Origin of the sequence: Mesorhizobium sp. L103C119B0 (assembly GCF_000502235.1) — a bacterium.
Classification (GTDB): Bacteria; Pseudomonadota; Alphaproteobacteria; order Rhizobiales; family Rhizobiaceae; genus Mesorhizobium.
Window position 1 is genome coordinate 68,399 of record NZ_AYXE01000011.1, and the last position, 22,790, is coordinate 91,188.

Consider the following 22,790-nt stretch of genomic DNA (forward strand, 5'->3'; position numbering starts at 1 on the left):
GTCGTTGTCGATTGCGCCGCAGCGACCGCGGCGCGGCTCATGCTTCCTCAGATTTGCAGCGCCAGCCGGCGCGCCTTATCGATATGCTGGCTAATGGCCTCGACCGCCTTGCCAGGGTCGCGGCTCTGCATCGCATCGATCACCGCCAGGTGCTCGCGCATGACCGGCACGACGCGCCCGTCGATACGGAACCGTTCCTGGTGGATCAGGCGGATCTTCACCGAATTGACCAGATAGGCCTTGGCGATGATCTCGTTGCCCAGCGCATCGATGAACGTGTCGTGCATGGCCCAGTCGATGGTCTGCGCCTTGGCCTCCATCTCCGGCGTCGGGGTCTGCTCCAGCGCCCGGGCAAGCATGTCCTCATGCTCGCGCCGCAAGCGGGCAAGCTCGGCGTCGGAGGCGCTGACCGTAAACAGCGCCACCGCTTCACGCTCCATGAACAGGCGGAACTGAAAGGCCTCGCGGATCAGGCTGATGTCTATATGGGCGATCTGCATGCCGCGCTGCGGAATGGTCGTCAGCAGTCCTTCCGCCTCGAGACGCGGCACGATCTCGCGAATGGCGCCGAGCGGCAGTCCGGTGAAGGCAACCAGCTCACGCTGCGACACGAACTGGCCTGGCTTGAAGTCGCGCGCCAGCAAATGCCGCGTGAAGCTGGCATAGGCCTTCTCCCTGAGGGTGGTCGGTTCGTTGCCGTCTTCCATATCGGCGCGCTTCTCTTTGCCGGTCAGGCCGGTTCCCTGGTAAACAAGCTGTCATAGGCTGCGGCAAGCTGCTGCTGCCCTTGCAACGCGATCGGCTCCAGCGGCGGACGGACCGCCAGCCAGCGCTCGTCGCCGGTCTTGCGCGCCACCATCACCTTTACCGCCGGGGTGACCGGATGTTTGAGCAATTCGAGCACAAAACTCTCGACGCGAGGATCGTCGCGCCCGTCCTCGGCCATGGCGCGGATTTCGCCCGGGACGAAATTGGCCATGCCCGAGATTGCGCCTTGAGCACCCATTCGCACCGCACGCGCCAGATGCCTTTCATCGCCGATCAGGATCACCAGATCGCCATGGGCGGCAAGCAGCGCCTCGCTGTAGCTCCAATTTCCACCGGAATCCTTCACCCCGGCGACCACGTCGGGAAAAGCAGTGCGCAACCGGCCGATCAGGCCAAGCGAAAGCTGCACCATGGTAACCGAAGGGATGTTGTAGAGCAGCACGTCACGGGCGAGGGGGCCGAGCGCGGCAAAGACGGCGGAGAACCAGCCGAAAAGGCCGTCGTCGCCGACATTCTTGAAGTAGCTTGGCGGGGCCAGCAGAATGTTTCGGGCGCCGCGCTGCAAGGCATGCTGTGCCTGTTCGGCGGCGTCTTCGGCGGCGTCGACCAGCACGCCGGCAACGAGTTGATGCGGCAGGATTCCCGCAGCCAGCATGGCTTCGGTCACCGACCGCCGCTCCGTCGTGCCCACCGATGCGCCTTCCCCTGTCGTGCCGAAAAGCGTCACGCTGCCGCAACCCTGCGCCAGGCAACTTTCGGCCTGAGCGATCATGGGGGCGGTGGCGATCTGCCCGCGGGCATCGAAAGGCGTGGCGAGAGCGGCCGAAAGGCCAAAGCGTGATGTCACCGGAAGGTCTCCGAAGCAGGTATGTACGCTGTGTGCTAGCACACTAACATGTTAGTCGTAAATTGGGGTGGTGCGCTTTTTTAACAGCGGAGGGCCCCCACCTTTTTTATCGAGAGGTTCACGGGTTCAAGCCATCGAGACCATTGGCGAAACAACAAGATGGCCTAGTCTTCGGGGCGCGGAGCGGCAGCTCCAACCTTGTCCCCATCCCAGTCGATGGCTAAACTCAGCCTTTCCCAGGGGAGGTTCTGACATGACACTTCAGCTTTCGGCGGATGCTGTAGCCCCTAAGACGGCGACCGCTCAAAAATACCTCTTCGGCCCGCTCGCCGATTTCCTCATGCTGGGCGGCAGCGCCTTTCTCATCCTGCCGGTGCTGTTTCTCGTTCCGCTTGAATATGAAGGTCCGGTGGCCGCAACGATGGTCTTCGTGGCCTATCTCGTGAACTATCCCCACTTCGCCCACTCCTATCAGCTCTTCTACCGCAATTTCGGGCGCAAGGTGACGGGCGACGGCTACGACAGGAGCCTGCAGCTCCGCTATATCTTCGCGGGCATTGTCGTGCCCCTGGTCATGGCCGGGTTCTTTGCCTATGGCGCCGCGGCGGCGAACACGCGCCTGCTCGGCTATGCCACCAACGCCATGTTCTTTTTTGTCGGTTGGCACTACGTCAAGCAGGGCTACGGCATGCTGATGGTGGATGCGGTGCTGAAGCGCAAATTCTTCGACGACCGCGACAAGAAGGTGCTGCTGGTCAACTCCTATGCCGTGTGGATCCTGGCGTGGCTGCAGACGAATACGGCGGTCACCCAGGGCAAATATTATGGCCTGGACTATTACACATTCGCGGCCCCTTCCTGGGTCACCAACATCGCCATGCTGGCGGCCGTTGCGTCGACGGCGGCCACGCTCTTGATGCTGGTCAATCGTTGGCGGAAGAACGGCGGCGGCCTGCCCTATAACGGTTTGGTGGCCTATGTGGCGTCGCTCTATCTCTGGATCCTGATTGCGCGCGTAAACCCGCTTTGGCTGCTGATCGTGCCCGCGCTCCACTCGCTGCAGTATCTCGCCGTGGTCTGGCGCTACCAGACGAACGTCGAGCGCGACAGTTCCGATGCCGAAAGCGATCCGCAGCCGAAAATCCTGTCCTTTCTCGGCCCCCTCTACAGGTTTCGGCTCGTCGGCTTTATCGTCGGCGGCACGGCCCTTGGCTATCTCGGCTTCTGGCTGATCCCATCCGCGCTGACGGCCTTGATCCCGTATGACAGGCAAGTGCTGGGGTCATCGCTGTTCTTCTTCATCGTGCTCATCTTCATCAATGTGCACCATTATTTTCTGGACAATGTGATGTGGCGCCGTGGCAATCCGGAGGTATCGAAGTATCTGTTCCGCTGACTGATGCGCAGACTGTCGAGCCCGGTTTTCGTCAGCTGTCGAATATGCCATTGCGAGCGTGATCGGCAGTGCAACGGAGAGCCCTGGAATGGCGGAGTGCTTTTCCGAGAGCCGCCTGGAAAATACCCTGCGGTGGCAACTGTACCGGCGTTGGCGCCGCCGGCGTGACCCTCGACGCGTGAGTTGCGGCCGACGTGCGGCGGGATCGGCTGGAACGTCACGTAACCAATGAGACATTGCCGCCGGCATGGCGCTCGATGCGGCCGGCAAGGTCGAGTTCCAGCAGCACCATGGAGGCTTGCGCGGCGTTGAGGCCGGTGTGGCGGATGATCTCGTCCACGCCCACCGGCGTTGGGCCTAGCACTTCGAGCACGCCGCTGCGTTCGTCCTCACCGGGCGGGGGAGTTGCCGAAAAATCGGGTGCCTTTTCTGGCGGCGCAATGCTTCGCGTTCGCGTGCCCGCCAAGGGTGCGATCGCACCGGAAACATCGGCCGCCTCGGTGACCAGGGTGGCGCCGTCCTTGAGCAGGCCGTTGGAGCCGGCGCAGCGCGGATCGAGCGGCGAACCCGGTACGGCAAAGACCAGCCGGCCCATCTCGCCGGCCAGGCGCGCGCTGATCAGCGAGCCGGAGCGTTGCGCAGCTTCGATGACCACCAGTCCGAGGGCGGCGCCCGCGACAAGCCGGTTGCGGCGCGGAAAATCCTGCGCCCGCGGCTGCCAGCCGAACGGCATTTCCGAAATAACGGCGCCGCCACGCTCGGCAATGTCTTCGCACAAGCCGATATTTTCGGGCGGGTAGGGGACATCGAGCCCACCGGCCAGCACACCCACTGTACCAGTCGAGAGACTGCCCTGGTGTGCTGCCGTGTCGATGCCGCGCGCCAGGCCGGAAACGATGACGTAGCCGTCGCGGCCAAGATCCGCCGCCAGCATGCGCGCCATCTTGATGCCGGCGAGCGACGCGTTGCGGGCGCCGACGATGGCCACCGCCGGCAGGCGAAAGACGGCTGCCTCGCCCTTCACGGCAATCAGTGGCGGCGGATTGTCCATGTTTTTCAGCATCGGCGGGTAGTCGGCCTCGCCGATGCCGACGAAGCGGGCGCCGTTTTCACTGGCTGCGTCGAGTTCCGCTTCGGCTTCCTCCACGGAAGGAATGCGCATGATCCTTTTGGCTCCGCCCGAAATCATCAGCTCGGGCAGCATCTCCAACGCCGCCTCCGCCGAACCAAAGCGGTTGATCAATTCGCGAAACGAGGCCGGGCCGACATTTTGTGTGCGGATCAGCCGCAGCCAGCTCAGCCGCTGCCGGTCGCTGAGGCGCGGCCCGGCGGCGGGCTTGCTCAACCCTTGGCTCCGATCTTGCCTTCGGTGCCGGCAAGAAGGCGCGAAATGTTGGCGCGATGTTTGAAGATGACGATCAGGCTCATCACCAGGAACAGCCCGGCGGTCTCAGGTGTGCTCCAGAAATAAAGCGCGATCGGCACGATGACCGCCGCCGTCAGCGCTGCCAGCGAGGAATAGCGAAACAGAAAAGCCATCGCCAGCCAGACGACGATAAAAATCAGCGCCACATGCCAGCCGAGCGCGATCAGCACGCCGAGATAGGTCGCCACGCCCTTGCCGCCCTTGAAACCGAGCCAGACCGGAAACAGATGGCCAAGGAAGGCGCCAAGGCCCGCCCAGAGTCCAAGGCCGGCCCACAGTCCGTAGTCGTGTCCAAAATGGCGCGCGATCATCACCGCCGCCGTACCCTTCAACGCGTCGAGCACCAGCGTCGCGGCGGCGAGGCCCTTGTTGCCGGTGCGCAGAACGTTGGTGGCGCCGATATTGCCGGAGCCGATTTTGCGCACATCGCCGAGGCCGGCCGCGCGGGTGATCAAGAGGCCGAAGGGAATCGAGCCGAGGAGATAGCCGAACAGCAATGCCAGGATAACGTTATAACTCATTGTTTGCCCCCGCATTTCCCCAGCAACATATCGGTCTGCGACGTGGCGCGATCGCTCTAGCTCGAAAACACTGTGCGGCCCGCCACCAGCGTTTGCAAGACCATGCCTTGCAGCCGCGCACCTTCGAAGCAGGTGTTTTTCGAGCGCGAGCGGATGCCGCTTTCACTCACGATCCAGGGTTCTTCAAGGTCGATCAGCGCAAGATCGGCCGGCGCTCCCGGCTTCAGCGTGCCGCCCGGCAGGCCGAACAGCCTTGCTGGTGCGGTGGACAGTGTTTCGACCAGCCGAAGTAGCGGCACGTCGCCATTGTGGTAGAGCCGAAGCGCTGCTCCAAGCAGCGTCTCCAACCCGATCGCGCCGGCAGCTGCATCGGCGAAGGGAAGGCGCTTGGTGTCGACATCCTGAGGGTCGTGCGAGGAGACGATGATGTCGATGGTGCCGTCCTTGACCGCCTCGATCATGGCCAGCCGGTCTTCCTCGGCGCGCAAAGGCGGCGTCAGCCGGAAGAAGGTGCGGTATTCCCCGACATCGTTTTCGTTCAGCGACAGATTGTGGATCGCCACGCCCGCCGTGACATTGGCCTGGTCGGCTTTCGCCCGCGTCACCGCTTGCGCTGCCGTCGCCGTCGAGATCTTGGCCGCGTGGTAGGCGCCGCGCGTCAGCCGCGCCAGCGCCAGGTCGCGCTCCAGCGGGATGGACTCGGCCTCGCGCGGAATGCCGGCAAGGCCGAGCCAGCTGGCATACAGGCCTTCATTCATCACGCCTGCCGAAGCGAGGTCGCCATCCTGTGTCTCATGTGCGATGACGCCACCGAAATCGCGGGCATAGGTGAGAGCCCGGCGCATCACCAGTGCGCTGGATATTGTGTGCCGCCCATCGGTGAAGGCGACCGCACCGGCCTCGCGCAACAGGCCGAATTCGGTCATCTCGCGACCGGCGAGGCCTTTGGTGATCGCCGCCGCCGGAAAGATGTTGACGCTTGCCGTGTCCCGGGCGGTGCGCAGCACGAATTCGACCAGCGCGACATTGTCGATCACCGGGTCCGTGTCGGGCATCATAACGACGGAGGTAACGCCGCCGGCCGCCGCCGCAACGCTGGCCGAAGCGATGGTCTCGCGATGTTCGCCGCCCGGTTCGCCGATGAAGACGCGCGCGTCGATCAGGCCGGGAATGATTGCCTTGCCGGCGCAGTCGACCACGGTGGCTCCCGCCGGCAGGCCCTGGTTCAGGGCAGCCTTGCCGGCGGCAACGATCTTTTTCCCCTCGACGATCACGGTGCCGACCTCGTCGATGCCGCGTGACGGGTCGACGATGCGGGCGCGCTCAAAGACCGTCGTGCTCATGCCACCCGGCCCTCGTTGCGGCGCGGGTCGAGCAGCGCTTCCATCACCGCCATGCGCACGGCGACACCCATCTCGACCTGTTCCTGGATGACGCTTTGGGGACCGTCGGCGATTTCGGACGCAATCTCGACGCCGCGGTTCATCGGACCGGGATGCATCACCAGCGCGCCGTCCTTGGCGGCCTTCAGCTTTTCGGCATCGAGGCCGAAATAGCGGAAATATTCGCGTACCGAAGGCACGAAGGCGCCTTCCATCCGCTCACGCTGCAGGCGCAGCATCATCACCACGTCGGCGCCCTTGAGGCCCTCGGCCATCGAGCGCGAGACGATGACGCCCATTTTCTCGATGCCGGTGGGCAGCAGCGTCGACGGCGCCACGACCCGCACCTGCGCGCCAAGCGCGTTCAACAGCATGATGTTGGAACGCGCGACGCGCGAATGCAGGATGTCGCCGCAGATCGCTACGATCAGTTTCGACAGCGGCCCCTTGGCGCGGCGGATGGTCAGCGCGTCGAGCAGCGCCTGCGTCGGGTGTTCATGCGCGCCGTCGCCGGCATTGACCACCGAGCAGCCGACCTTCTGCGCCAAAAGGGCGGCGGCGCCCGCAGACTGGTGGCGGATGATCAGGATGTCGGGCCGCATGGCGTTCAGCGTCATCGCCGTGTCGATCAGCGTCTCGCCCTTCTTCACCGAAGAGCTCGCCACCGACATGTTCATGACGTCGGCGCCGAGCCGTTTCCCGGCCAGTTCGAACGACGACTGCGTGCGCGTCGAGGCTTCGTAGAAGAGGTTGATCTGGGTGCGGCCGCGCAGCGTCGAGGTCTTCTTTTCGGACTGCCGCGAAATGGCGACGGCGCGATCGGCCCGGTCGAGCAGGAGCTCGATATCACCGGGGGAAAGATCGCGGATGCCCAGAAGATGGCGGTGAGGATAAAGCGGCAGGGACGAAGCGTCGGTCATCTCAAGGCGCTGCTATAGGGGGGAGAATTCCTTGCCGCAAGCGCCAGCTTGGGATTGCGGCCTTTCTCCCCGGTATTTTCGTCGCGCGCGCCGCCTGGCTTGGGCTATATCTAGCCGATTGCTTCGGATTCGAAGCCTTGTGATGATAAGGCCTTTCTACCGTTAGAAGGCCCTTCTACTTTCAGAAGGATTGGGCGTGACCGACGACGTGACCAACCAGCCGCCGCCGCTGACGGGCGGCAACGCCTGGCGGGGCGATCCGTTGCTGATCCAGCTTGCCGAGCGTTTTTCCGATCCGGTGCGCAAGGACCTCGACGGGCTTGGCCGGTTCGTCCTGACGCAGGAGGCGCAGGAGCTGGCGCGCCTCGCCAATGTCGAGACGCCGAAGCTCCGCACGCATGACCGTCAGGGCCGGCGCATCGACCTCGTCGAATTCCATCCGGCCTATCATGCGCTGATGCGCCGCTCGGTTGCCGGCGGCCTGCATTCCTCGATCTGGGAAAACGGCGATAGCGAGATCGGCCGTCGCCATCAGGTGCGCGCCGCGCGTTTCTACCTGACCGCCGAACTCGAGACCGGGCATCTCTGCCCCATCACCATGACCAGCGCTTCGCTGGCCGCCCTGATGGCCAGCCCAAAGCTGTTTCGCGAATGGGCGCCGCGCGTGACGACGCGCAAATACGACCAGAGCCAGAAGCCGCCGGTCGACAAGGCCGGGCTGACGCTCGGCATGGGCATGACCGAAAAGCAGGGCGGCACCGACGTGCGCGCCAACACCACACGGGCCGAACGCGCCGGCAGCGGCTTTTATCGCCTCACCGGCCACAAATGGTTCATGTCGGCGCCGATGTCGGACGCTTTTCTCGTGCTTGGACAGGCGCCGGAAGGGCTTTCCTGTTTTCTCGTCCCGCGCATCCTCGGCGACGGTTCCGGCAACGGCTTCCGCTTTCAGCGGCTGAAGGACAAGCTCGGCAACCGCTCCAACGCCTCATCGGAGGTAGAGTTCGTCAACGCCATCGGCGAGATGGTCGGCGAGCCCGGCGCCGGTATAAAGACGATCATGGACATGGTCACGCTGACCCGGCTCGACTGCGCCGTCGCCTCGTCGGCAATCATGCGAGCGGGGCTGGCTGAGGCCGTGCATCACGCCCGTCACCGCCAGGTGGCCGGCTCGACGCTGATCGAACAGCCGCTTATGCAGCGCGTGCTGGCGGACATGGCGCTCGATGTCGCCGCCGCCACGGCACTCTCGTTCCGACTGGCGCGCTCCTTCGACGAGGCTGCCGGCGACCGCGGCGAGGCTGCTTTTGCCCGCGCCATGACCCCGGTGGTCAAATACTGGGTCTGCAAGATCGCGCCGCCACTGCTCTATGAGGCGATGGAGTGCCTCGGCGGCAATGGCTATGTCGAGGAAGCGCCGCTCGCCCGCTACTACCGCGAAGCCCCGGTCAATGCGATCTGGGAGGGCTCAGGCAATGTCATGGCGCTCGACGTGCTGCGCGTGCTCGGCCGCGCGCCCGGCCTGTTCGAGGAGGTGCTGGCCGGCATCGACCGCGATCTCGGCGCCGGCGGACGCGGAACCATTGGCGTGCTCAAGGCGGCCATGCAGGTCGCCGGCACCGATGAGGGGTCGGCCCGCCTGCTGACCGAACAGCTGGCGCTGTCGGCGGCAGCTGCGGAATTGCGCCGGCTGGGGGCAGGGCGGATTGCGGACGCCTTCGTCGAGACGCGGCTCGCCGGCCAGTGGCGCAACACCTATGGCATGCTCGATTCGCGCCACGATGCGCGCATGATCATCGACACGCTCTATCCGCCGGTGAATTGAGGGCCTTCCGCCAGGCCGTGAACGAATTTGCCTGCCTGTGGACAGCCGTTAACCTTAACGAATGGTTTCCGTTGCAGCCGCAGGCCGCAGACCCCACTGTCTTTGTCACCAAAGCAGGAATGCCATGCGGCACATTTTGACGTCCTTTCTGGCCTTGCACTGGGCGCTGGTTTTCGCCCTGCTGGCGTTCATCTGTGTCGATGGAAACCGCGGCGTTGCGGGCGCTCTGGGCGTGCTCGGCGTCGTCGTGGAAAACACTCGTCTGGCCGATCTCGACAATGCTGCCGTCGTGGCGCCGCTGGCCATCGCCTTGCTGGTCGTGGCGGTGCTGTTTTGCTGGGTCTTCGTCGAGAGCCTGGTTAACGCCGCAGCGAGCCCGGACGAAGCCGACAGTGTGGCGCGGACCGCCTTCATTTCGGCATCCGCGGTGTTGTCGCTCATCCTGATCGGCGGCGCAGCGCGAGGCATCAACGGCCTGTTTTTGGTTGTCGCCGTGCAATTGGCGGCACTTCTGGCCTCCTATGTCGCCATGCTGGCCGAGCGGAGGTCGGTCTTCGCTGTCATGGTTTCTCGGGAGGCAGAGAGCCGCGCCACCGCCCATGCCATGGCCAAGGGTGCCGCGCACGGCTCCTTGCTATCGCGCATTTCCGGCCGTCCGGACATTGGTCCCAGCGGTCGCAGAGGCGGCTCCAGCCGCAGGGACGGTCACTGATGCGCACGCTGTTCGCATTGTGGGCCGCGCCACTCGCTCTGTTCTGGGGCTGGTTCTTCCTGTCGCTCAACGACATCAATTTCGGCTACGTCATGCTCAGCCGGCAGCTGCATGATTTCGTGTTTCAGCTCTACGGGCAGATGCTGGGCATCGATCCGGCGATCATTCCGGGCATGGTGGCAAGGGCCTGCATCTTCGACGGCTTCCTGCTGATGGCATTGTGGGCGTTTCGCCGCCGCCGCAACATCATGGCCTGGGTCAGGCGGCAGGCGGGGAATCCGGTTCCGTCCGATCGCGTGGGTCAAGCGACTGGAGCCGGTCCAGAACTCCCTGCAGAATAAAGGCCGCAGCCGCCGAATCGATCTTGCCGGCGCGCTTTCGGCGCGAGAAATCCATCTCGATCAGCGTCCGCTCCGCCGCCACCGTCGACAGCCGCTCGTCCCACAGCACAAAGGGCAGGTCGGTTATACCTGCCATGTTGCGCACGAAGGCGCGCGACTTCTGGGCGCGGGGACCTTCCGAACCGTCCATGTTGATGGGGAGACCGAGTACAAACGCGCCGACATTGTCCTTCTGCAGCTGGGCGAGCAGCGCTGCCGCATCCAGCGAAAACTTTTTGCGCAGGATGACCGCGCGCGGATGGGCGAAGGACAGGCCGCGGTCGGAAACGGCGACACCGATCGTCTTGTCGCCGAGGTCGAGCCCGGCCAGCGTCCTGCCGCCCTCCAGCCGTGCCGGCAGATCCTCGATTGCTATGATGCCCAACGGCTTTCCCCAACCAGTTTTACCGTGACCCAGTCTAACCGTGACCCAGACTTGCCGTCACAAAGAGCGCGACACGTTCTTTTGAACCGCGAGCACACTATGTCACTTTAATTTTGCTGCCGGCGTTCTATCTTCCGGCGCAACCAAAATCGAGGAACACGATCGATGAAATTGACCTGGTACGGACATTCCGCCTTCCGCGTCGAGACATCAGGCGCGAACATCCTGATCGACCCCTATCTCGTCGGCAACCCATCATGGACGAGCGGCTGGGAGGGGCCGGCGGAAGGCGTCACCCATGTGCTTCTGACCCACGGCCACAGTGATCATGTCAGCGGCGCGGTGGAGGTGCTGAAGAAGAGCGGCGCCCAGCTGGTCGCCAATTACGAGATCTGCATGTACCTGGTCGGCAAGGGCGTCGACGGCAAGAAGATCAATCCCGGCAATCATGGCGGCACCGTCGATTGCGGTGCCTTCACCACCACATTCGTGCAGGCACTGCATTCCTCGTCGTTTGGGCTCGATGGCGGCCAGAACGTCTACCTCGGCAATCCCAACGGGCTGGTCCTGCATTTCCCGGAGGACAAGACGCTCTACCATATGGGCGACACCGACATCTTCTCCGATATGGCGCTGATCGAGGAATTGCATGAGCCGAAGATCGGCCTCGTGCCGGTCGGCGACCGCTTCACCATGGGCGGCGCGGTGGCGGCCCTGGCCTGCCGGCGCTTCTTCCACTTCGACACCGTCGTGCCATGCCACTTCGGCACCTTCCCGATCATCGACGCGACGGCGGAGAAGTTCGTGGCCGGCCTCGAAGGATCAGGTGTCGACGTAGCCTTGCCAGCCATCGGCCAAACGATCACACTATAGAGCGATCGTTGAAACGATCCCTTGTCGCAAAGGGGAATTAAACCATGGGTTTGAGAGAGACTCTTTGCGTTTCGATGCTGGTCGCTGCGTCGCCCGCATCCGCCGCCGAGGACTTCATCAAGGGCGTTTACCTCCAGACCCAGGAGCTTTGCGCGCAAGCCAAAAAGGACACGCTGCAGACGCTGATTGACACCGGCAATGTCATCTTGTCGGCGGACGGCCTGCAAAGCGTCGAGTATAATTGCGAGTTCGTCCAGGTCACCAAGGCGACGCGCTCGCCGAGCTGGGCGGTCACTGCCATCTGCCAGGAGCCGGGCTTTCTCTTTCCCGATATACTGTCGATCACGCAGATGAACGCGACCCAAATCGACATCGTCTCGGTGCGCCCGACCGCCGACGAAGGCGAGCAGGCCGGCAATGGCGGCAGCTATTATCTGTGCGAGGGTGTATCGCTGCCCTAGGCTGAAATGCCGCCCTGGCATGAACGGGCTCTATCCCCAAGCACGATCGATGTTGCGCGGCACGCGCCACGCCGCTATAGCGCCATCTGGTTTTCCCAAAGGCTAAAGACATGTCCGTTGATCTGCAAACTGTGAAGCGCGTCGCGCGTCTCGCCCGCATTGCGGTGAGCGAGGAGGATGCCGAGCGCATGACCGGCGAGCTGAACGCCATTCTGGGCTTTGTCGAGCAGCTGAACGAGGTCGATGTCTCCGGCGTCGAACCGATGACATCGGTGACCCCGATGGAGATGAAGAAGCGCCAAGACATCGTCACCGACGGCAACAAGGCTGCCGATATCGTCGCCAACGCGCCGGCCACTGACGAGAATTTCTTCCTCGTGCCGAAGGTCGTGGAGTAGCTGGCCGATGGCAATCGAGATCGCCGTCGAAACGCCGCTGCAGGACGATGTCCGCGCTTTGGTCGAGGAGCTCAACGCGACGCTGCTCGAACTGACGCCGCCGGAGCATTGCTACCATCTGACGGTCGAGCAGATGGCTGGCGACGACACCACCGTGTTCATCGCCCGCGACGACGGGCAAGCCAGCGGTTGCGGCGCGCTGAAGCGCCATGATGCCCGCGTCGGTGAGGTCAAGCGTATGTACACGCGGCCTTCGCATCGGGGCAGGAAGATCGGCGCCAAGATCGTCGAACATGTCGAAACGCTGGCGCGCAGCGAAGGGCTGAAGCGTCTGGTGCTGGAAACCGGCGACCGCCATCCCGCCGCCTGGACCGTCTATGAACGCGCCGGCTTCTCGCGCTGCGGGCCGGTGCTGGATTATCCCGATTCCGAGTGGTCGGTGTTTTACGAAAAGAGCCTTTGATGAGCGAACTGACCCATCTGACAATTTCGCAGGCGCGCGCCAAGCTGCGCGCCAAGGAGATTTCTGCCGTCGAAATCACCGAGGCCTATCTCGGTGCCATCGAGCGCGCCAATCCGGTGCTCAATGCCTACATCGTCGTCACCGGCGACAAGGCGCGCGATATGGCCAAAGCTTCCGACGCCAGGCTCGCCAAGGGCCAGGGCGGTGCGCTGGAAGGCATCCCGCTCGGCATCAAGGACCTGTTCGGCACCGAAGGTATCCACACCCAGGCCTGCAGCCATGTGCTGGACGGCTTCAAGCCGCGCTACGAATCGACCGTCACCGCCAATCTGTGGGCAGACGGCGCCGTCATGCTGGGCAAGCTTAACATGGACGAGTTCGCCATGGGCTCGTCCAACGAGACCTCCTATTACGGCCCTGTCGTCAATCCGTGGCGGCGTTCGCGCCTCGACACGGTGGTGATGCCGACCACGCATCAGGGCGATGGCGGTTTCGTTTCGGCCGGCGGCACCAAGACCGCGCGCACGCTGGACAATGCCCAACTGGTGCCCGGCGGCTCCTCGGGGGGCTCGGCTTCCGCCGTCTCGGCTTTCCTGTGCGCCGGCGCCACCGCCACCGACACCGGCGGCTCGATCCGCCAGCCAGCCGCCTTCACCGGCACCGTCGGCATCAAGCCGACCTATGGCCGCTGCTCGCGCTGGGGCATCGTCGCCTTCGCTTCGTCGCTCGATCAGGCCGGCCCGATCGCCCGGGACGTGCGCGATGCCGCGATCATGCTGAAGTCCATGGCCTCGGTCGACCCCAAGGACACCACTTCCGTCGACCGGCCGGTGCCGGATTACGAGGCGGCGATCGGCAAACCGATCAGGGGCATGAAGGTCGGCATTCCCCGGGAATACCGCGTCGACGGCATGCCGGAAGAGATCGAGGCGCTGTGGCAGAAGGGCATTGCCTGGCTCAGGGATGCCGGCGCCGAGATCGTCGACATCTCGCTGCCGCACACCAAATACGCTTTGCCGGCTTATTATATCGTTGCGCCCGCCGAAGCGTCATCCAATCTGGCGCGCTATGACGGCGTCCGCTACGGCCTGCGCGTGCCGGGCCAGGACATTGTCGACATGTACGAAAAGACCCGAGCCGCCGGGTTCGGTCGGGAGGTCAAGCGTCGCATCATGATCGGCACCTATGTGCTGTCGGCGGGCTATTACGATGCCTACTATCTGCAGGCGCAGAAGGTGCGCAATTTGATCAAGCGCGACTTCGAGACGGTTTTTGCCGACGGCGTCGACGTCATCCTGACGCCGGCGACGCCGTCGGCCGCCTTCGGCATCGCTGACGAGGACATGGCCGCCGATCCGGTGAAAATGTACCTCAACGACATTTTCACGGTGACCGTGAACATGGCCGGACTGCCGGGCATTGCCGTGCCTGCCGGCCTCGATGCCAAGGGCCTGCCGCTCGGCCTGCAGCTGATTGGCCGTCCCTTCGACGAGGAAACCCTGTTCCAGACAGCCGCCGTCATCGAGCAGGCGGCGGGAACCTTCCAGCCGGAGAAGTGGTGGTAGCATGCCGCCTCCGTCTCGCATTTCCATCGTCGAGACGGGAAACGAACTGCTGATCACGAACCCGCCACGCACCTCGGATTTCAGGACAGTCTTTGTCCTGATCGGGGCCGCGATCGTCGCCTACACCGGCTACATGGGATTGACGGATATGTCGTCCGCAACGCTCACCAGCGGCACGCTCGGCCTGCTGTCCTTCGTGGCGGTCATTGCCCTCTTCACCTATTTCCTGGGCAAGGATTTCATCTGGCGGGTGTTCGGCAGGGAAACCCTGCGGCTGACCGACACTGCAGCCGTGCGCTCGGTGAGGGGTTCCTTGCGAAATCGGTGGTCACTGCCTTTGAAAGGGCATCTTAGGGTCGAAATCCTCGACCATACCTATCCCACGGACGAAGTGGGACTGTCGGAAGTCATCAGCTTGACCAACGCGAACGGCGTCCTTGTTTTCGGCAGGGAGTTAAGCCGCCTCGAAGCGGAAGCGGTAGCGAGTGCGGTCGAGCACTTCACCGGCCGTCACAATTTGAGCTGGAGATAGGCAGGCAATGTTCTTCTATCTCTCCAAGGTATTCTGGTTCTTCGTCCAACCACTCAACCTGGCGATCTTCCTGCTGCTTGCCGGCTTGCTCGCGGCGCTGATCGGCCGCCGGCGATTGGCGGCGACGGGCAGTGTGTTCGCCTTCCTGATTCTGGCGCTGTCGGCCTGGACGTCGCTTGGCGCCATGATGCTCAATCCGCTCGAAGAGCGCTTCCCAAAGCCGCCGCTGCCGCGGAAGGTCGACGGCATTGTCGTGCTCGGCGGCGGCTTCGAGGGCGCCATCAACTTGGCGCGCGGCGGCTATGAGCTGAATTCCGGCGGCGACCGCATGGTCGAGGCGGCGATCCTTGCCCGGCGCTTTCCCGAGGCGAAAGTGGTTATCTCGGGCGGCACCGGTGAACTGTTCATCGATGGCGAGGGGGATGCGGCCACCGCGCCGCGGCTGCTCGGTGCGCTTGGCGTCGACGCCGATCGCCTGATGCTCGAGAGCAAATCCCGCAACACCTATGAGAATGCCGTCTTCACCAAGGAACTGGTAACGCCGAAATCGGGCGAAACCTGGCTGCTGGTGACCTCCGCCTTCCACATGCCGCGCGCCAAGGCGCTGTTCGACAAGGCCGGCTTTCACACGGTCCCGTGGCCGGTCGACTATCGCACCTCGGGCAAGGAAGGCTTTGGCCTGTTTCGCGACAACGCACCCGATTCGCTGCAGACCACGACCGTGGCGATCCGCGAGTGGATCGGGCTCGCCGCCTATTGGCTGTCGGGCCGGATCGACCAGCTTTTCCCCGGCCCGGGCGGCTGACCGATCACGGCTTGCCTTGCGGCGGAAAAGAACTGACGCCGCACCAGCACTGCCAGTAGCAGCAGCGTCGACAGCACGAACACGATCGGGTCGACGAACCAGCCGAGATAGCCGATCGAGAAGAACACCGCGCGCAGGCCTGAATTGAAATGCTTGCCGGCCAGCATGTTCATGCGCGCCGCGCGCCACACCGCCGTTTCGCTGACCGGGTTGCGTGACGCCTCGCCATAGGGGATCGGCACCGCGCCGATCAGGATCGTGCAGTAGTTGAAGAGACGGTAGGCCCAGCCGAACTTGAAGAAGGCGAAGGCCAGGATCAGCACCAGGCCAAAGACCTTGATCTGAAAGGCGGAGCGCGATGAGGTCGCGTTCAACGGCAGGTCGTTCAGCACGGCAAGGACCTGATCCGAGGCGCCAAGCAGCGCGAAACAGCCACCGAGCGCAATCAGCGAACTGGAGGCGAAAAAGGCGGTGCCTTGCTGCAGGCCGCTCATGATGGCGGTGTCGACGATGCGGATTTCGCGCTCGGCCATGGTGCGCATCCAGGCCTCGCGCTGCACGTTCATGGCCATCGTCAACGACACCCGGCTGACCAGTCTGCCGTCGGACGCCAGCGTATGCAGCAACCATGCGAGCAGGAAGAAAGCCAGCGCCGCCAGATCAGCCGTCGACAGATGGAAGGAATCGCCCATGCCGCCTTTTACCACAGGCAAAGCGGTCAGTTCGATGCTCCAATGCATGCGCCCAGAGGTGAGCTGCGGTTCTGGGACAACGACATGCATTGAAACAAGAACTTAAAGCGCGTCGCATGAATCCGTTTCAGCGCGACACGCTTTCAGCCGGTGATGTCGCTGCCGGAGCAAACAAGGTCGGCAGGTGCAGCGCCGCAATCCGCAAAACAGCACAAACATCATGGAAAGTCCTATATGTAGGTCTTGATCCCATTCCCGGAGACGGCGCAGCGTGTTTCTTTCGGTTTTCGACCTGTTCAAGATCGGCGTCGGACCGTCGAGTTCGCACACGATGGGACCGATGACAGCGGCGCGGCGGTTTCTCGACGAGATCGCCGGAGACGACTGGCCGCGCCCGGCCGGCGCGAAAGTTGATCGTCTGGGCGCCAGCCTGCACGGTTCGCTCGCCTATACCGGTATCGGCCATGGCTCGGATCGCGCCGTTGTCCTCGGCCTTGCTGGCCTGACACCGCAGACGGTCGATCCCGATCAGGCCGAAGGCATCGCCACGCGCATCGCCGCCGAGAAGCGGATATCGCCACACGGCCATCCCTCCTATCGCTTCGACCCGGCGACGGATCTGGTGCTCGACCGCAAGACGCCGCTCACCGGCCACGCCAACGGCATGGCTTTCTACGCTTACGATGCCGGCGACCGGCTGCTGCTCAAGCGCATCTATTATTCCATCGGCGGCGGCTTCGTGGTGTCCGAGGAAGAGCTGCAGCGGATGAAGGTCAAGGGCTCGGTGACCACAGAAGGCAAGAAGGTGCCCTATCCCTTCAAGAACGCCGTCGAGATGCTGAAGATGGCAGGCAAAAGCGGCCTGTCTATCGCCGACATGAAGCGCGTCAATGAAGAGACGCATATGTCGCGCGAGGAGCTCGACAGCGGCCTTGATGCGATCTGGGGCGCCATGAAGGGCTGCATCGACCGCGGCCTGTCGCAGGACGGCATCATGCCGGGCGGGCTGAAAGTGCGCCGTCGTGCCCGCATGCTGCACGACAAGCTGCAGGAGCAATGGCAGCAGAACAAGCCCAACCCTTTGCTGGCCAATGACTGGCTGTCGATCTACGCCATGGCGGTGAACGAAGAGAACGCGGCCGGTGGACGCGTCGTCACCGCGCCCACCAATGGCGCGGCCGGCACATTGCCGGCGGTGCTGCGTTACTGGCTGCATTTCCACCCCGAGGCTGACCAGCCGAGCATCCGCGACTTCCTGCTCACGGCCGCCGCCGTCGGCGGCATCATCAAGACCAATGCCTCGATCTCCGGCGCCGAAGTCGGCTGCCAGGGCGAGGTCGGCTCGGCCTCGGCGATGGCTGCCGCGGGTCTCTGCGCCGTCATGGGCGGCACGCCCGAGCAGGTCGAGAACGCCGCCGAAATCGCGCTCGAACATCATCTCGGCATGACTTGCGATCCAGTCGGCGGTCTGGTCCAAGTGCCTTGCATCGAGCGCAACGCGCTCGGCGCCGTCAAGGCGGTCACCGCCGCCTCTCTGGCGATCAAAGGCGACGGCGTCCATTTCGTGCCGCTCGACGCCGCGATCGAAACAATGCGCCAGACGGGCCTCGACATGAACGAGAAGTACAAGGAAACCAGCCTTGGCGGGCTCGCCGTCAATGTCGTGGAATGCTGACCGCGCAACGCCACTGGCACTGTGGAGAAGTCGGGCAGGGCCGTTGACGCAATCGCGCGCCGGACTAAACCTTAAGCGATGGCACTCAATCTCCTAAAACTGTGCGTCGGTTGCGACAGCGTCGAGGACCTCGAAGAATGGATCGCCTTTCGCGTCGATGAGCGCCGCCGCGCCGGCGAACCCGCCGAGCACTGGCACACCACCCGCATGGTGCCGGCGCGCGGCGCCGAGGTGACCGATGGCGGTTCGCTTTATTGGGTGATCAAGGGCAGCGTGCAATGCCGCCAGCTGATCACTGATATCAGGCCCTTCACCGACGACGAAGGCATCGGCCGTTGCCGCCTGATGCTCGACCTCGACGTCGTGCGCACCGACTGGCAGCCGCGCCGCGCCTTCCAGGGCTGGCGTTATCTCAAACCTTCGGATGCGCCCGCAGATATCGGCAAGGGCAAGGCCGGAATGGTCGAGATGCCGCCGAAACTGAAGCGCGAGCTCGCCGATCTGGGCTTGCTGTAGAGCCAAGGGCGCGGCCGCTTCTCCCAGAGCGTCGAGCGCTGGCCCTTCATCTTGTCCAAGGCTGGACTTGCAAGGGGCCCGACAACGCCACATCTTGCTTCTTATGAGCGACAAGAAGCAGCGCGTGCCCGCAAGGGCCAGTCCTGCGCCGGTCAAGCCTCAATCCAATGCCGGCGAGATCGACGCCTTCATCCGTCAGGCCCGGACGCTTGCCGCGTCCGCGACCGGCTCCGGGCGGCTGATCCTTGCGCTCGACGCCACGATGAGCCGCCAGCCGACCTGGGATCTCGCCACCAAGCTGCAGGGCGAAATGTTCGACGCCGTCGGCAAGGCCGGAACTCTCAGCGTCCAACTGGCCTATTTTCGCGGGTTGGGCGAGTGCCGCTCGTCGGCTTTTGTCGCCGATACTGATGCCCTGAAGCAGCTGATGACGCGGATCGACTGCCGTGCCGGCCACACCCAGATCGGCAAGGTGCTGGCGCATGCGCTAAAGGAAACGGCGGCGGCCAAGGTCAACGCTCTGGTTTATATCGGCGACGCCATGGAAGAGGATATCGACGACCTGGCGCAGAAGGCCGGCAGCCTCGGCCTGCACGGCGTTCCCGTCTTCGTCTTCCAGGAAGGTCATGATTCCGGCGCAGAAAGGGCGTTCAAGGAGATTGCGCGGCTGTCCAAAGGGGCTTGGTTCCGATTTGATCGGCGGGCTGCCGCGACCTTGGCCGGGCTGCTTTCGGCGGTTGCCGTCTATGCGACCGGCGGATTGAAGGCGCTCGAGGCAAGGGACAGGCCGGGAGACCGGCTGCTGATCGAGCATCTCAGGGGCGGCGGGAATTGATGGGCGCTATCATTGCACTTGTTGCACTGTTTCTGGTGCTGCTCGGCGCGGCGACGATCTTTGTCCGCGCCGATGCGCAAAAACTGGCAAGCGGCATGCGCACGCTCGGGCCGGTGCTTCTGGCGCTGGTCGGGCTCGCCGTGCTGGTGGTCGGGCGCGAAGGCATTGCCGGCCTCATTCTGGCCGCGGCCCTTGCCTGGTACGGTTCGATGCGAATGAAGCGGCCGTCGGTCGGGCCGGCGCCCGGCAAGCGCTCGACGGTGCGGACCGCCGCACTGGAAATGGAGCTTGATCACGATACGGGCGGGCTTGAAGGCCTGGTTCTGGCCGGCCGCCATGAAGGCAAGATGCTGGGCGCGATGGGCCTGGCCGAGCTGCAGCAGCTTTACCGCGAACTCCCCGGCGACCCGGAGAGCCGCCAGCTCCTAGAGACGTATCTTGACGGCCGTTTTCCCGTCTGGCGCAAAGACGCTGAGGCGAACGGTGGCGAAGGGCTGGGTGTTGCGCCAGGTGCGGGCGCCATGACTAAGGAGGAGGCCTACAAGATCCTTGGTCTTGAAGCGGGGGCCGCCGCGGCGGATGTCCGCAAGGCGCACCGCCGCCTGATGCAGCGCCTGCACCCCGACATCGGCGGCACGTCTTTCCTGGCGGCGCGGATCAACGAAGCCAAGGACGTCTTGCTCTCCAATCACAACTAGTCTCCTTCGACGCAGTAAATTTCCGGGAGATGGTTCCGACGCCGCCCTACTGTTGGACGGCGTAGCAGGCGATTTTCTTTTTCTTCAGGGCATTGCAGGCATTCCAGGCCGCGTCCTTCGAGCGGAAGCCGCCGAACCGGGCGCGGTAATAGGTCTCGCCATCCTTTTCGAAGGCGACGGTGAAACCGGAAGCAGCCCCAAGAACTTTGGGCGCCAGCTTGGCGGTCTTGTCGAGGAAAGCCTGGGCTTCGGACTGCTTGGGCGACGACGCCACCTGCACCGCCCAACCAGCCGGCACCGAGGCCGTGTTGACCGGGTCGACCGCCTGTGGGGATACAGGCGTGGGTTCGGCATAGGCAGCCACAATCTGCGCAGTTTCGACCTTCGGCGCCGTCACGATGACGGTCTTGACCTTCCTGGTCTTGACGACGGGGGCGGGCTCTTCGACCGCGGCCACCGTCTGTTCGTCGGCAGACTGGCCTTCAGCAGACTGCTCGTCAGCGGATGTCGGATCGTCATTGGACGCTACGGCATCGTCTTCAACGATCGGCTTGCCATCCGGCGTCGGCGCGTCATGCTTGGGCAGGAAGACCTTGGCCAGCGCCTTGACCGGATTGTCGCCGCCGGCCTTGGCGACCAGGGCGCCGCCGCCGCGGGTCGATGCGCGCGGCATGTAGGCGTTGATCAGGCCGGCCATCTGGTTGTCGCGGCTGCGCCCCGAAGTGCCGCCCATGACGACGGCGACGAGGCGGCGGTTGCCATCCGAAACCGACGAGACGAGGTTGAAGCCGGAGGCGCGGGTATAGCCGGTCTTGATGCCGTCGACGCCCTTGATGCGGCCGAGCAGACGGTTGTGGCCATTGATGCGCTGGCGGCCGTAAAGGAAGGAGCGCTGCGAGAAATAGCCGTAATACTGCGGATAATGTTCCCTGAGCGCTATGCCGAGCATCGCCATGTCGTGGGCGGTTGTGAACTGGCCGGGATCGGGCAGGCCGTTGGCATTGCGAAACACGGTGCCGTCCATGCCGAGCGCGCGCGCCTTGGCGGTCATCATGCGGGCAAAATTGCTTTCGCTGCCGCCGAGCAGTTCGCCGAGCGCGGTCGCCGAATCATTGGCCGACTTGGTCACCATCGACAGGATGGCGGTCTCGACCGAAACCGCTCCGCCCGCCTTGACGCCGAGCTTGGTCGGCGGTTCGGCCGCCGCTTTGGCCGAGAACGGCACGGGCGTGTTCCTGCTGATCCGGCCCTTCGCCATGGCCTCGAAGGTCAGATAGAGCGTCATCATCTTGGTCAGCGACGCCGGGTAGCGCCGGCCGTTGGCGTCGGACGAATAAAGCACCTTGCCGGTCTTGGCATCGACGACGATCGCCGAAGACCTGGCGGCCATCGAGGACGCGGCATCCGCAACGACAAATGACATCGCCAAAGCGAGGATCATGATCGTTTTGAGGGAAGATGCGGATTTTGAACCGAAGACCGACAACGCCTGACGCACTGATAGTTCCTTTGAAACTCATTGCCCTGGAGGCGGCAAAGGGATCCGACCTCACTTGTCGTCAAACTATCGCGGCCAGCGTTACCAATCCGTTTATGGTAACCGGCGCGTTCACCATTTTCCTCGGGCTTGAGCCTTTCTTTATTCGAATTTTAGCTGTTGCCGGCGCAGCGCGGCCTGATGCCGCTGAAATCTTGACTTTTGTGCAGCGCACAATATATTCTCGTGCATTGCACAACCGCGCTCAGGCAAGGGCGCTTCAAAACGCCAAGGGAAACGTCAAATGACCCAGACCTACGAGGACTTCTCGAAATACGGCAAGGAGTTTGCCGATACCGGATTGAAGAGCTTCACCTCGCTCTCCAAGGGCGCGCAGGCGATCGCCACCGAAGCTGGCGAATACACCAAGAAGAGCTTCGAAGCCGGCAGCGCCGCGGTCGAAAAGCTGTTCTCCGCCAAGTCGCTGGAAAAGGCGGTCGAGATCCAGTCCGACTTCGCCAAGCAGAGCTATGAGAGCTTCGTTGCCGAGGCGACCAAGTTCGGCGATCTCTATGCCGATCTCGCCAAGGAGGCTTACAAGCCCTTCGAATCGATTGTCGCCAAGGCGAAGTAATTTCGCTCGAGAATACCAGGCACGGCCTTTCGGGCTTGCAAAACAGACCCGGTCGCGGATGCGCGGCCGGGTTTTTTCATGCCGGTTTCAATTCCGGGGCTTTGGCGGTTCACGATTTTGAAAATCGCCTCGGTTTGCCCACCTAGCCATATTGTCAGCTAACAAGAAGGGCTTAAAATCGTCCATCGAACACCTACATATCGAACTCGCCATGGGGATTCGAAAGAGGCAGGATTACGTGACTTCAGGTTTGACTGCCACGACAAGCGTGGTGCGGATGCAAAGTGACGGCGACGGCAATGAGGCCGGTCGCGGCACAGCCGTCATTACGCGCACCAAGACCAAGACCAAGAAGCCCAGCCTTTACAGGGTCCTCATCCTCAACGACGACTACACGCCCATGGAGTTCGTGGTTCACGTCCTGGAGCGTTTTTTTCAAAAGGACCGCGAAGCCGCCACACGCATCATGCTTCATGTTCACAATCATGGGGTGGGCGAGTGCGGGGTCTATACATTCGAGGTGGCCGAGACCAAAGTGTCTCAGGTCATGGATTTCGCCCGACAGAATCAGCATCCGCTGCAATGCGTGATGGAGAAGAAGTGA

27 protein-coding genes are annotated in these 22,790 nt (G+C 63.5%); 18 read left to right on the forward strand and 9 right to left on the reverse strand.

Features of this window, described 5'->3' with window-relative positions; all coding sequences use genetic code 11:
- Positions 1-47: 47 nt before the first annotated feature.
- Both X728_RS147785 and X728_RS147780 read right to left on the reverse strand, forming a co-directional pair.
- The gene (locus X728_RS147785; protein WP_023693416.1) at positions 48-707 is read right to left on the reverse strand and encodes a GntR family transcriptional regulator; all 660 of its coding nucleotides are present in this window, start codon (positions 705-707) and stop codon (positions 48-50) included.
- 23 nt (positions 708-730) lie between these two features.
- Positions 731-1,615 carry a dihydrodipicolinate synthase family protein gene (locus X728_RS147780; protein WP_023832074.1) on the reverse strand — a complete coding sequence of 295 codons (885 nt, stop codon included), beginning with the start codon at positions 1,613-1,615 and terminating at the stop codon, positions 731-733.
- 253 nt (positions 1,616-1,868) lie between these two features.
- Between X728_RS147780 and X728_RS147775 the strand changes: the two genes are divergently transcribed.
- Positions 1,869-3,011 carry a hypothetical protein gene (locus X728_RS147775; RefSeq protein WP_023832075.1) on the forward strand — a complete coding sequence of 381 codons (1,143 nt, stop codon included), beginning with the start codon at positions 1,869-1,871 and terminating at the stop codon, positions 3,009-3,011.
- Positions 3,012-3,228: 217 nt separating this feature from the next.
- Here X728_RS147775 and dprA read toward each other — a convergent pair whose 3' ends face one another.
- Genes dprA through X728_RS147755 form a run of 4 tightly spaced genes read right to left on the reverse strand, consistent with a single transcriptional unit; the run spans position 3,229 to position 7,260 of the window.
- On the reverse strand, positions 3,229-4,356 hold the full coding sequence (dprA, locus tag X728_RS147770) for a DNA-processing protein DprA (RefSeq protein ID WP_023832076.1): 1,128 nt from the start codon (positions 4,354-4,356) through the stop codon (positions 3,229-3,231).
- Positions 4,353-4,958 carry a glycerol-3-phosphate 1-O-acyltransferase PlsY gene (plsY, locus tag X728_RS147765; RefSeq protein ID WP_023696534.1) on the reverse strand — a complete coding sequence of 202 codons (606 nt, stop codon included), beginning with the start codon at positions 4,956-4,958 and terminating at the stop codon, positions 4,353-4,355. Before plsY ends, dprA begins: the two co-directional genes overlap by 4 nt.
- Positions 4,959-5,014: 56 nt before the next feature.
- A complete protein-coding gene (locus tag X728_RS147760) occupies positions 5,015-6,301 on the reverse strand; it encodes a dihydroorotase (protein ID WP_023684667.1) in 1,287 nt (428 codons plus the stop codon).
- Positions 6,298-7,260: an aspartate carbamoyltransferase catalytic subunit gene (locus X728_RS147755; protein ID WP_023684668.1), complete on the reverse strand. Its 963-nt coding sequence runs from the start codon at positions 7,258-7,260 to the stop codon at positions 6,298-6,300. The genes X728_RS147760 and X728_RS147755 overlap by 4 nt, the downstream gene beginning before the upstream one ends.
- A 196-nt stretch (positions 7,261-7,456) precedes the next feature.
- On the opposite strand from X728_RS147755, the gene X728_RS147750 reads away from it, so the two are divergent.
- The 3 genes from X728_RS147750 to X728_RS147740 all read left to right on the forward strand — a co-directional run bounded on the left by X728_RS147750 (position 7,457) and on the right by X728_RS147740 (position 10,138).
- Positions 7,457-9,085 carry a DNA alkylation response protein gene (locus X728_RS147750; RefSeq protein WP_023670993.1) on the forward strand — a complete coding sequence of 543 codons (1,629 nt, stop codon included), beginning with the start codon at positions 7,457-7,459 and terminating at the stop codon, positions 9,083-9,085.
- 124 nt (positions 9,086-9,209) lie between these two features.
- Positions 9,210-9,797, forward strand: a complete 588-nt coding sequence (locus X728_RS147745) for a hypothetical protein (protein ID WP_023726664.1) — start codon at positions 9,210-9,212, stop codon at positions 9,795-9,797.
- Positions 9,797-10,138, forward strand: a complete 342-nt coding sequence (locus X728_RS147740; RefSeq protein WP_023670995.1) for a DUF6105 family protein — start codon at positions 9,797-9,799, stop codon at positions 10,136-10,138. Before X728_RS147745 ends, X728_RS147740 begins: the two co-directional genes overlap by 1 nt.
- On the opposite strand, the gene ruvX is transcribed toward X728_RS147740, so the two are convergent.
- Positions 10,056-10,562, reverse strand: coding sequence for a Holliday junction resolvase RuvX (ruvX, locus tag X728_RS147735; RefSeq protein ID WP_023688595.1), 507 nt, complete (start codon positions 10,560-10,562; stop codon positions 10,056-10,058). The two genes, X728_RS147740 and ruvX, sit on opposite strands and share 83 nt — an antisense overlap.
- A 165-nt stretch (positions 10,563-10,727) precedes the next feature.
- Here ruvX and X728_RS147730 point away from each other — a divergent pair, with 165 nt between their 5' ends.
- The 7 genes from X728_RS147730 to X728_RS147700 all read left to right on the forward strand — a co-directional run bounded on the left by X728_RS147730 (position 10,728) and on the right by X728_RS147700 (position 15,659).
- Positions 10,728-11,435 (forward strand): metal-dependent hydrolase, encoded by a 708-nt coding sequence (locus X728_RS147730; protein WP_023670997.1) that lies wholly within the window; start codon positions 10,728-10,730, stop codon positions 11,433-11,435.
- Between the two features lie 44 nt (positions 11,436-11,479).
- The gene (locus X728_RS147725) at positions 11,480-11,896 is read left to right on the forward strand and encodes a hypothetical protein (RefSeq protein ID WP_023670998.1); all 417 of its coding nucleotides are present in this window, start codon (positions 11,480-11,482) and stop codon (positions 11,894-11,896) included.
- A gap of 110 nt (positions 11,897-12,006) precedes the next feature.
- On the forward strand, positions 12,007-12,294 hold the full coding sequence (gene gatC, locus X728_RS147720) for an Asp-tRNA(Asn)/Glu-tRNA(Gln) amidotransferase subunit GatC (protein ID WP_023670999.1): 288 nt from the start codon (positions 12,007-12,009) through the stop codon (positions 12,292-12,294).
- A gap of 7 nt (positions 12,295-12,301) precedes the next feature.
- A complete protein-coding gene (locus X728_RS147715; RefSeq protein WP_023832077.1) occupies positions 12,302-12,757 on the forward strand; it encodes a GNAT family N-acetyltransferase in 456 nt (151 codons plus the stop codon).
- Positions 12,757-14,322 (forward strand): amidase family protein, encoded by a 1,566-nt coding sequence (locus X728_RS147710; RefSeq protein WP_023693429.1) that lies wholly within the window; start codon positions 12,757-12,759, stop codon positions 14,320-14,322. The genes X728_RS147715 and X728_RS147710 overlap by 1 nt, the downstream gene beginning before the upstream one ends.
- Before the next feature lies 1 nt (position 14,323).
- Positions 14,324-14,854: a hypothetical protein gene (locus X728_RS147705; RefSeq protein ID WP_023671002.1), complete on the forward strand. Its 531-nt coding sequence runs from the start codon at positions 14,324-14,326 to the stop codon at positions 14,852-14,854.
- Between the two features lie 7 nt (positions 14,855-14,861).
- A complete protein-coding gene (locus X728_RS147700) occupies positions 14,862-15,659 on the forward strand; it encodes a YdcF family protein (RefSeq protein WP_023671003.1) in 798 nt (265 codons plus the stop codon).
- Here X728_RS147700 and X728_RS147695 read toward each other — a convergent pair.
- The gene (locus X728_RS147695) at positions 15,608-16,351 is read right to left on the reverse strand and encodes a DUF599 domain-containing protein (protein ID WP_023671004.1); all 744 of its coding nucleotides are present in this window, start codon (positions 16,349-16,351) and stop codon (positions 15,608-15,610) included. The two genes, X728_RS147700 and X728_RS147695, sit on opposite strands and share 52 nt — an antisense overlap.
- A gap of 271 nt (positions 16,352-16,622) precedes the next feature.
- Here X728_RS147695 and X728_RS147690 point away from each other — a divergent pair, with 271 nt between their 5' ends.
- From X728_RS147690 to X728_RS147675, 4 genes are all read left to right on the forward strand, one after another.
- Positions 16,623-18,026 (forward strand): L-serine ammonia-lyase, encoded by a 1,404-nt coding sequence (locus X728_RS147690; protein WP_023671005.1) that lies wholly within the window; start codon positions 16,623-16,625, stop codon positions 18,024-18,026.
- Positions 18,027-18,104: 78 nt separating this feature from the next.
- Positions 18,105-18,542 (forward strand): DUF1489 family protein, encoded by a 438-nt coding sequence (locus X728_RS147685; protein WP_023815779.1) that lies wholly within the window; start codon positions 18,105-18,107, stop codon positions 18,540-18,542.
- A 103-nt stretch (positions 18,543-18,645) separates the two neighbouring features.
- The gene (locus tag X728_RS147680) at positions 18,646-19,377 is read left to right on the forward strand and encodes a hypothetical protein (RefSeq protein WP_023832078.1); all 732 of its coding nucleotides are present in this window, start codon (positions 18,646-18,648) and stop codon (positions 19,375-19,377) included.
- A complete protein-coding gene (locus X728_RS147675) occupies positions 19,377-20,075 on the forward strand; it encodes a DnaJ domain-containing protein (protein WP_023700739.1) in 699 nt (232 codons plus the stop codon). Before X728_RS147680 ends, X728_RS147675 begins: the two co-directional genes overlap by 1 nt.
- A gap of 46 nt (positions 20,076-20,121) precedes the next feature.
- Here the strand turns inward: X728_RS147675 and X728_RS147670 are convergent, their stop codons facing one another.
- Positions 20,122-21,573, reverse strand: a complete 1,452-nt coding sequence (locus X728_RS147670; RefSeq protein ID WP_023706224.1) for a D-alanyl-D-alanine carboxypeptidase — start codon at positions 21,571-21,573, stop codon at positions 20,122-20,124.
- An 11-nt stretch (positions 21,574-21,584) separates the two neighbouring features.
- Here X728_RS147670 and X728_RS1000000170390 point away from each other — a divergent pair, with 11 nt between their 5' ends.
- From X728_RS1000000170390 to clpS, 3 genes are all read left to right on the forward strand, one after another.
- Entirely contained in the window at positions 21,585-21,860 is a 276-nt protein-coding gene (locus tag X728_RS1000000170390) for a hypothetical protein (protein WP_023726657.1), read from the forward strand.
- Complete coding sequence (locus tag X728_RS147665; protein ID WP_023671011.1) at positions 21,857-22,186, forward strand: phasin family protein; 330 nt, start codon at positions 21,857-21,859, stop codon at positions 22,184-22,186. The genes X728_RS1000000170390 and X728_RS147665 overlap by 4 nt, the downstream gene beginning before the upstream one ends.
- 277 nt (positions 22,187-22,463) lie before the next feature.
- Positions 22,464-22,790, forward strand: a complete 327-nt coding sequence (gene clpS / locus X728_RS147660; protein ID WP_023671012.1) for an ATP-dependent Clp protease adapter ClpS — start codon at positions 22,464-22,466, stop codon at positions 22,788-22,790.

Excerpts from the sequence above, each read along its gene's own strand:
- X728_RS147785 (WP_023693416.1), bottom strand. The coding sequence starts at position 707 with ATGGAAGACGGCAACGAACCGACCACCCTCAGGGAGAAGGCCTATGCC.
- X728_RS147775 (WP_023832075.1), top strand. The coding sequence starts at position 1,869 with ATGACACTTCAGCTTTCGGCGGATGCTGTAGCCCCTAAGACGGCGACC.
- plsY (WP_023696534.1), bottom strand. The coding sequence starts at position 4,958 with ATGAGTTATAACGTTATCCTGGCATTGCTGTTCGGCTATCTCCTCGGC.
- X728_RS147760 (WP_023684667.1), bottom strand. The coding sequence starts at position 6,301 with ATGAGCACGACGGTCTTTGAGCGCGCCCGCATCGTCGACCCGTCACGC.
- X728_RS147755 (WP_023684668.1), bottom strand. The coding sequence starts at position 7,260 with ATGACCGACGCTTCGTCCCTGCCGCTTTATCCTCACCGCCATCTTCTG.
- X728_RS147745 (WP_023726664.1), top strand. The coding sequence starts at position 9,210 with ATGCGGCACATTTTGACGTCCTTTCTGGCCTTGCACTGGGCGCTGGTT.
- X728_RS147740 (WP_023670995.1), top strand. The coding sequence starts at position 9,797 with ATGCGCACGCTGTTCGCATTGTGGGCCGCGCCACTCGCTCTGTTCTGG.
- X728_RS147730 (WP_023670997.1), top strand. The coding sequence starts at position 10,728 with ATGAAATTGACCTGGTACGGACATTCCGCCTTCCGCGTCGAGACATCA.
- X728_RS147725 (WP_023670998.1), top strand. The coding sequence starts at position 11,480 with ATGGGTTTGAGAGAGACTCTTTGCGTTTCGATGCTGGTCGCTGCGTCG.
- gatC (WP_023670999.1), top strand. The coding sequence starts at position 12,007 with ATGTCCGTTGATCTGCAAACTGTGAAGCGCGTCGCGCGTCTCGCCCGC.
- X728_RS147715 (WP_023832077.1), top strand. The coding sequence starts at position 12,302 with ATGGCAATCGAGATCGCCGTCGAAACGCCGCTGCAGGACGATGTCCGC.
- X728_RS147710 (WP_023693429.1), top strand. The coding sequence starts at position 12,757 with ATGAGCGAACTGACCCATCTGACAATTTCGCAGGCGCGCGCCAAGCTG.
- X728_RS147705 (WP_023671002.1), top strand. The coding sequence starts at position 14,324 with ATGCCGCCTCCGTCTCGCATTTCCATCGTCGAGACGGGAAACGAACTG.
- X728_RS147700 (WP_023671003.1), top strand. The coding sequence starts at position 14,862 with ATGTTCTTCTATCTCTCCAAGGTATTCTGGTTCTTCGTCCAACCACTC.
- X728_RS147695 (WP_023671004.1), bottom strand. The coding sequence starts at position 16,351 with ATGGGCGATTCCTTCCATCTGTCGACGGCTGATCTGGCGGCGCTGGCT.
- X728_RS147685 (WP_023815779.1), top strand. The coding sequence starts at position 18,105 with ATGGCACTCAATCTCCTAAAACTGTGCGTCGGTTGCGACAGCGTCGAG.
- X728_RS147680 (WP_023832078.1), top strand. The coding sequence starts at position 18,646 with ATGAGCGACAAGAAGCAGCGCGTGCCCGCAAGGGCCAGTCCTGCGCCG.
- X728_RS147675 (WP_023700739.1), top strand. The coding sequence starts at position 19,377 with ATGGGCGCTATCATTGCACTTGTTGCACTGTTTCTGGTGCTGCTCGGC.
- X728_RS147665 (WP_023671011.1), top strand. The coding sequence starts at position 21,857 with ATGACCCAGACCTACGAGGACTTCTCGAAATACGGCAAGGAGTTTGCC.
- clpS (WP_023671012.1), top strand. The coding sequence starts at position 22,464 with ATGCAAAGTGACGGCGACGGCAATGAGGCCGGTCGCGGCACAGCCGTC.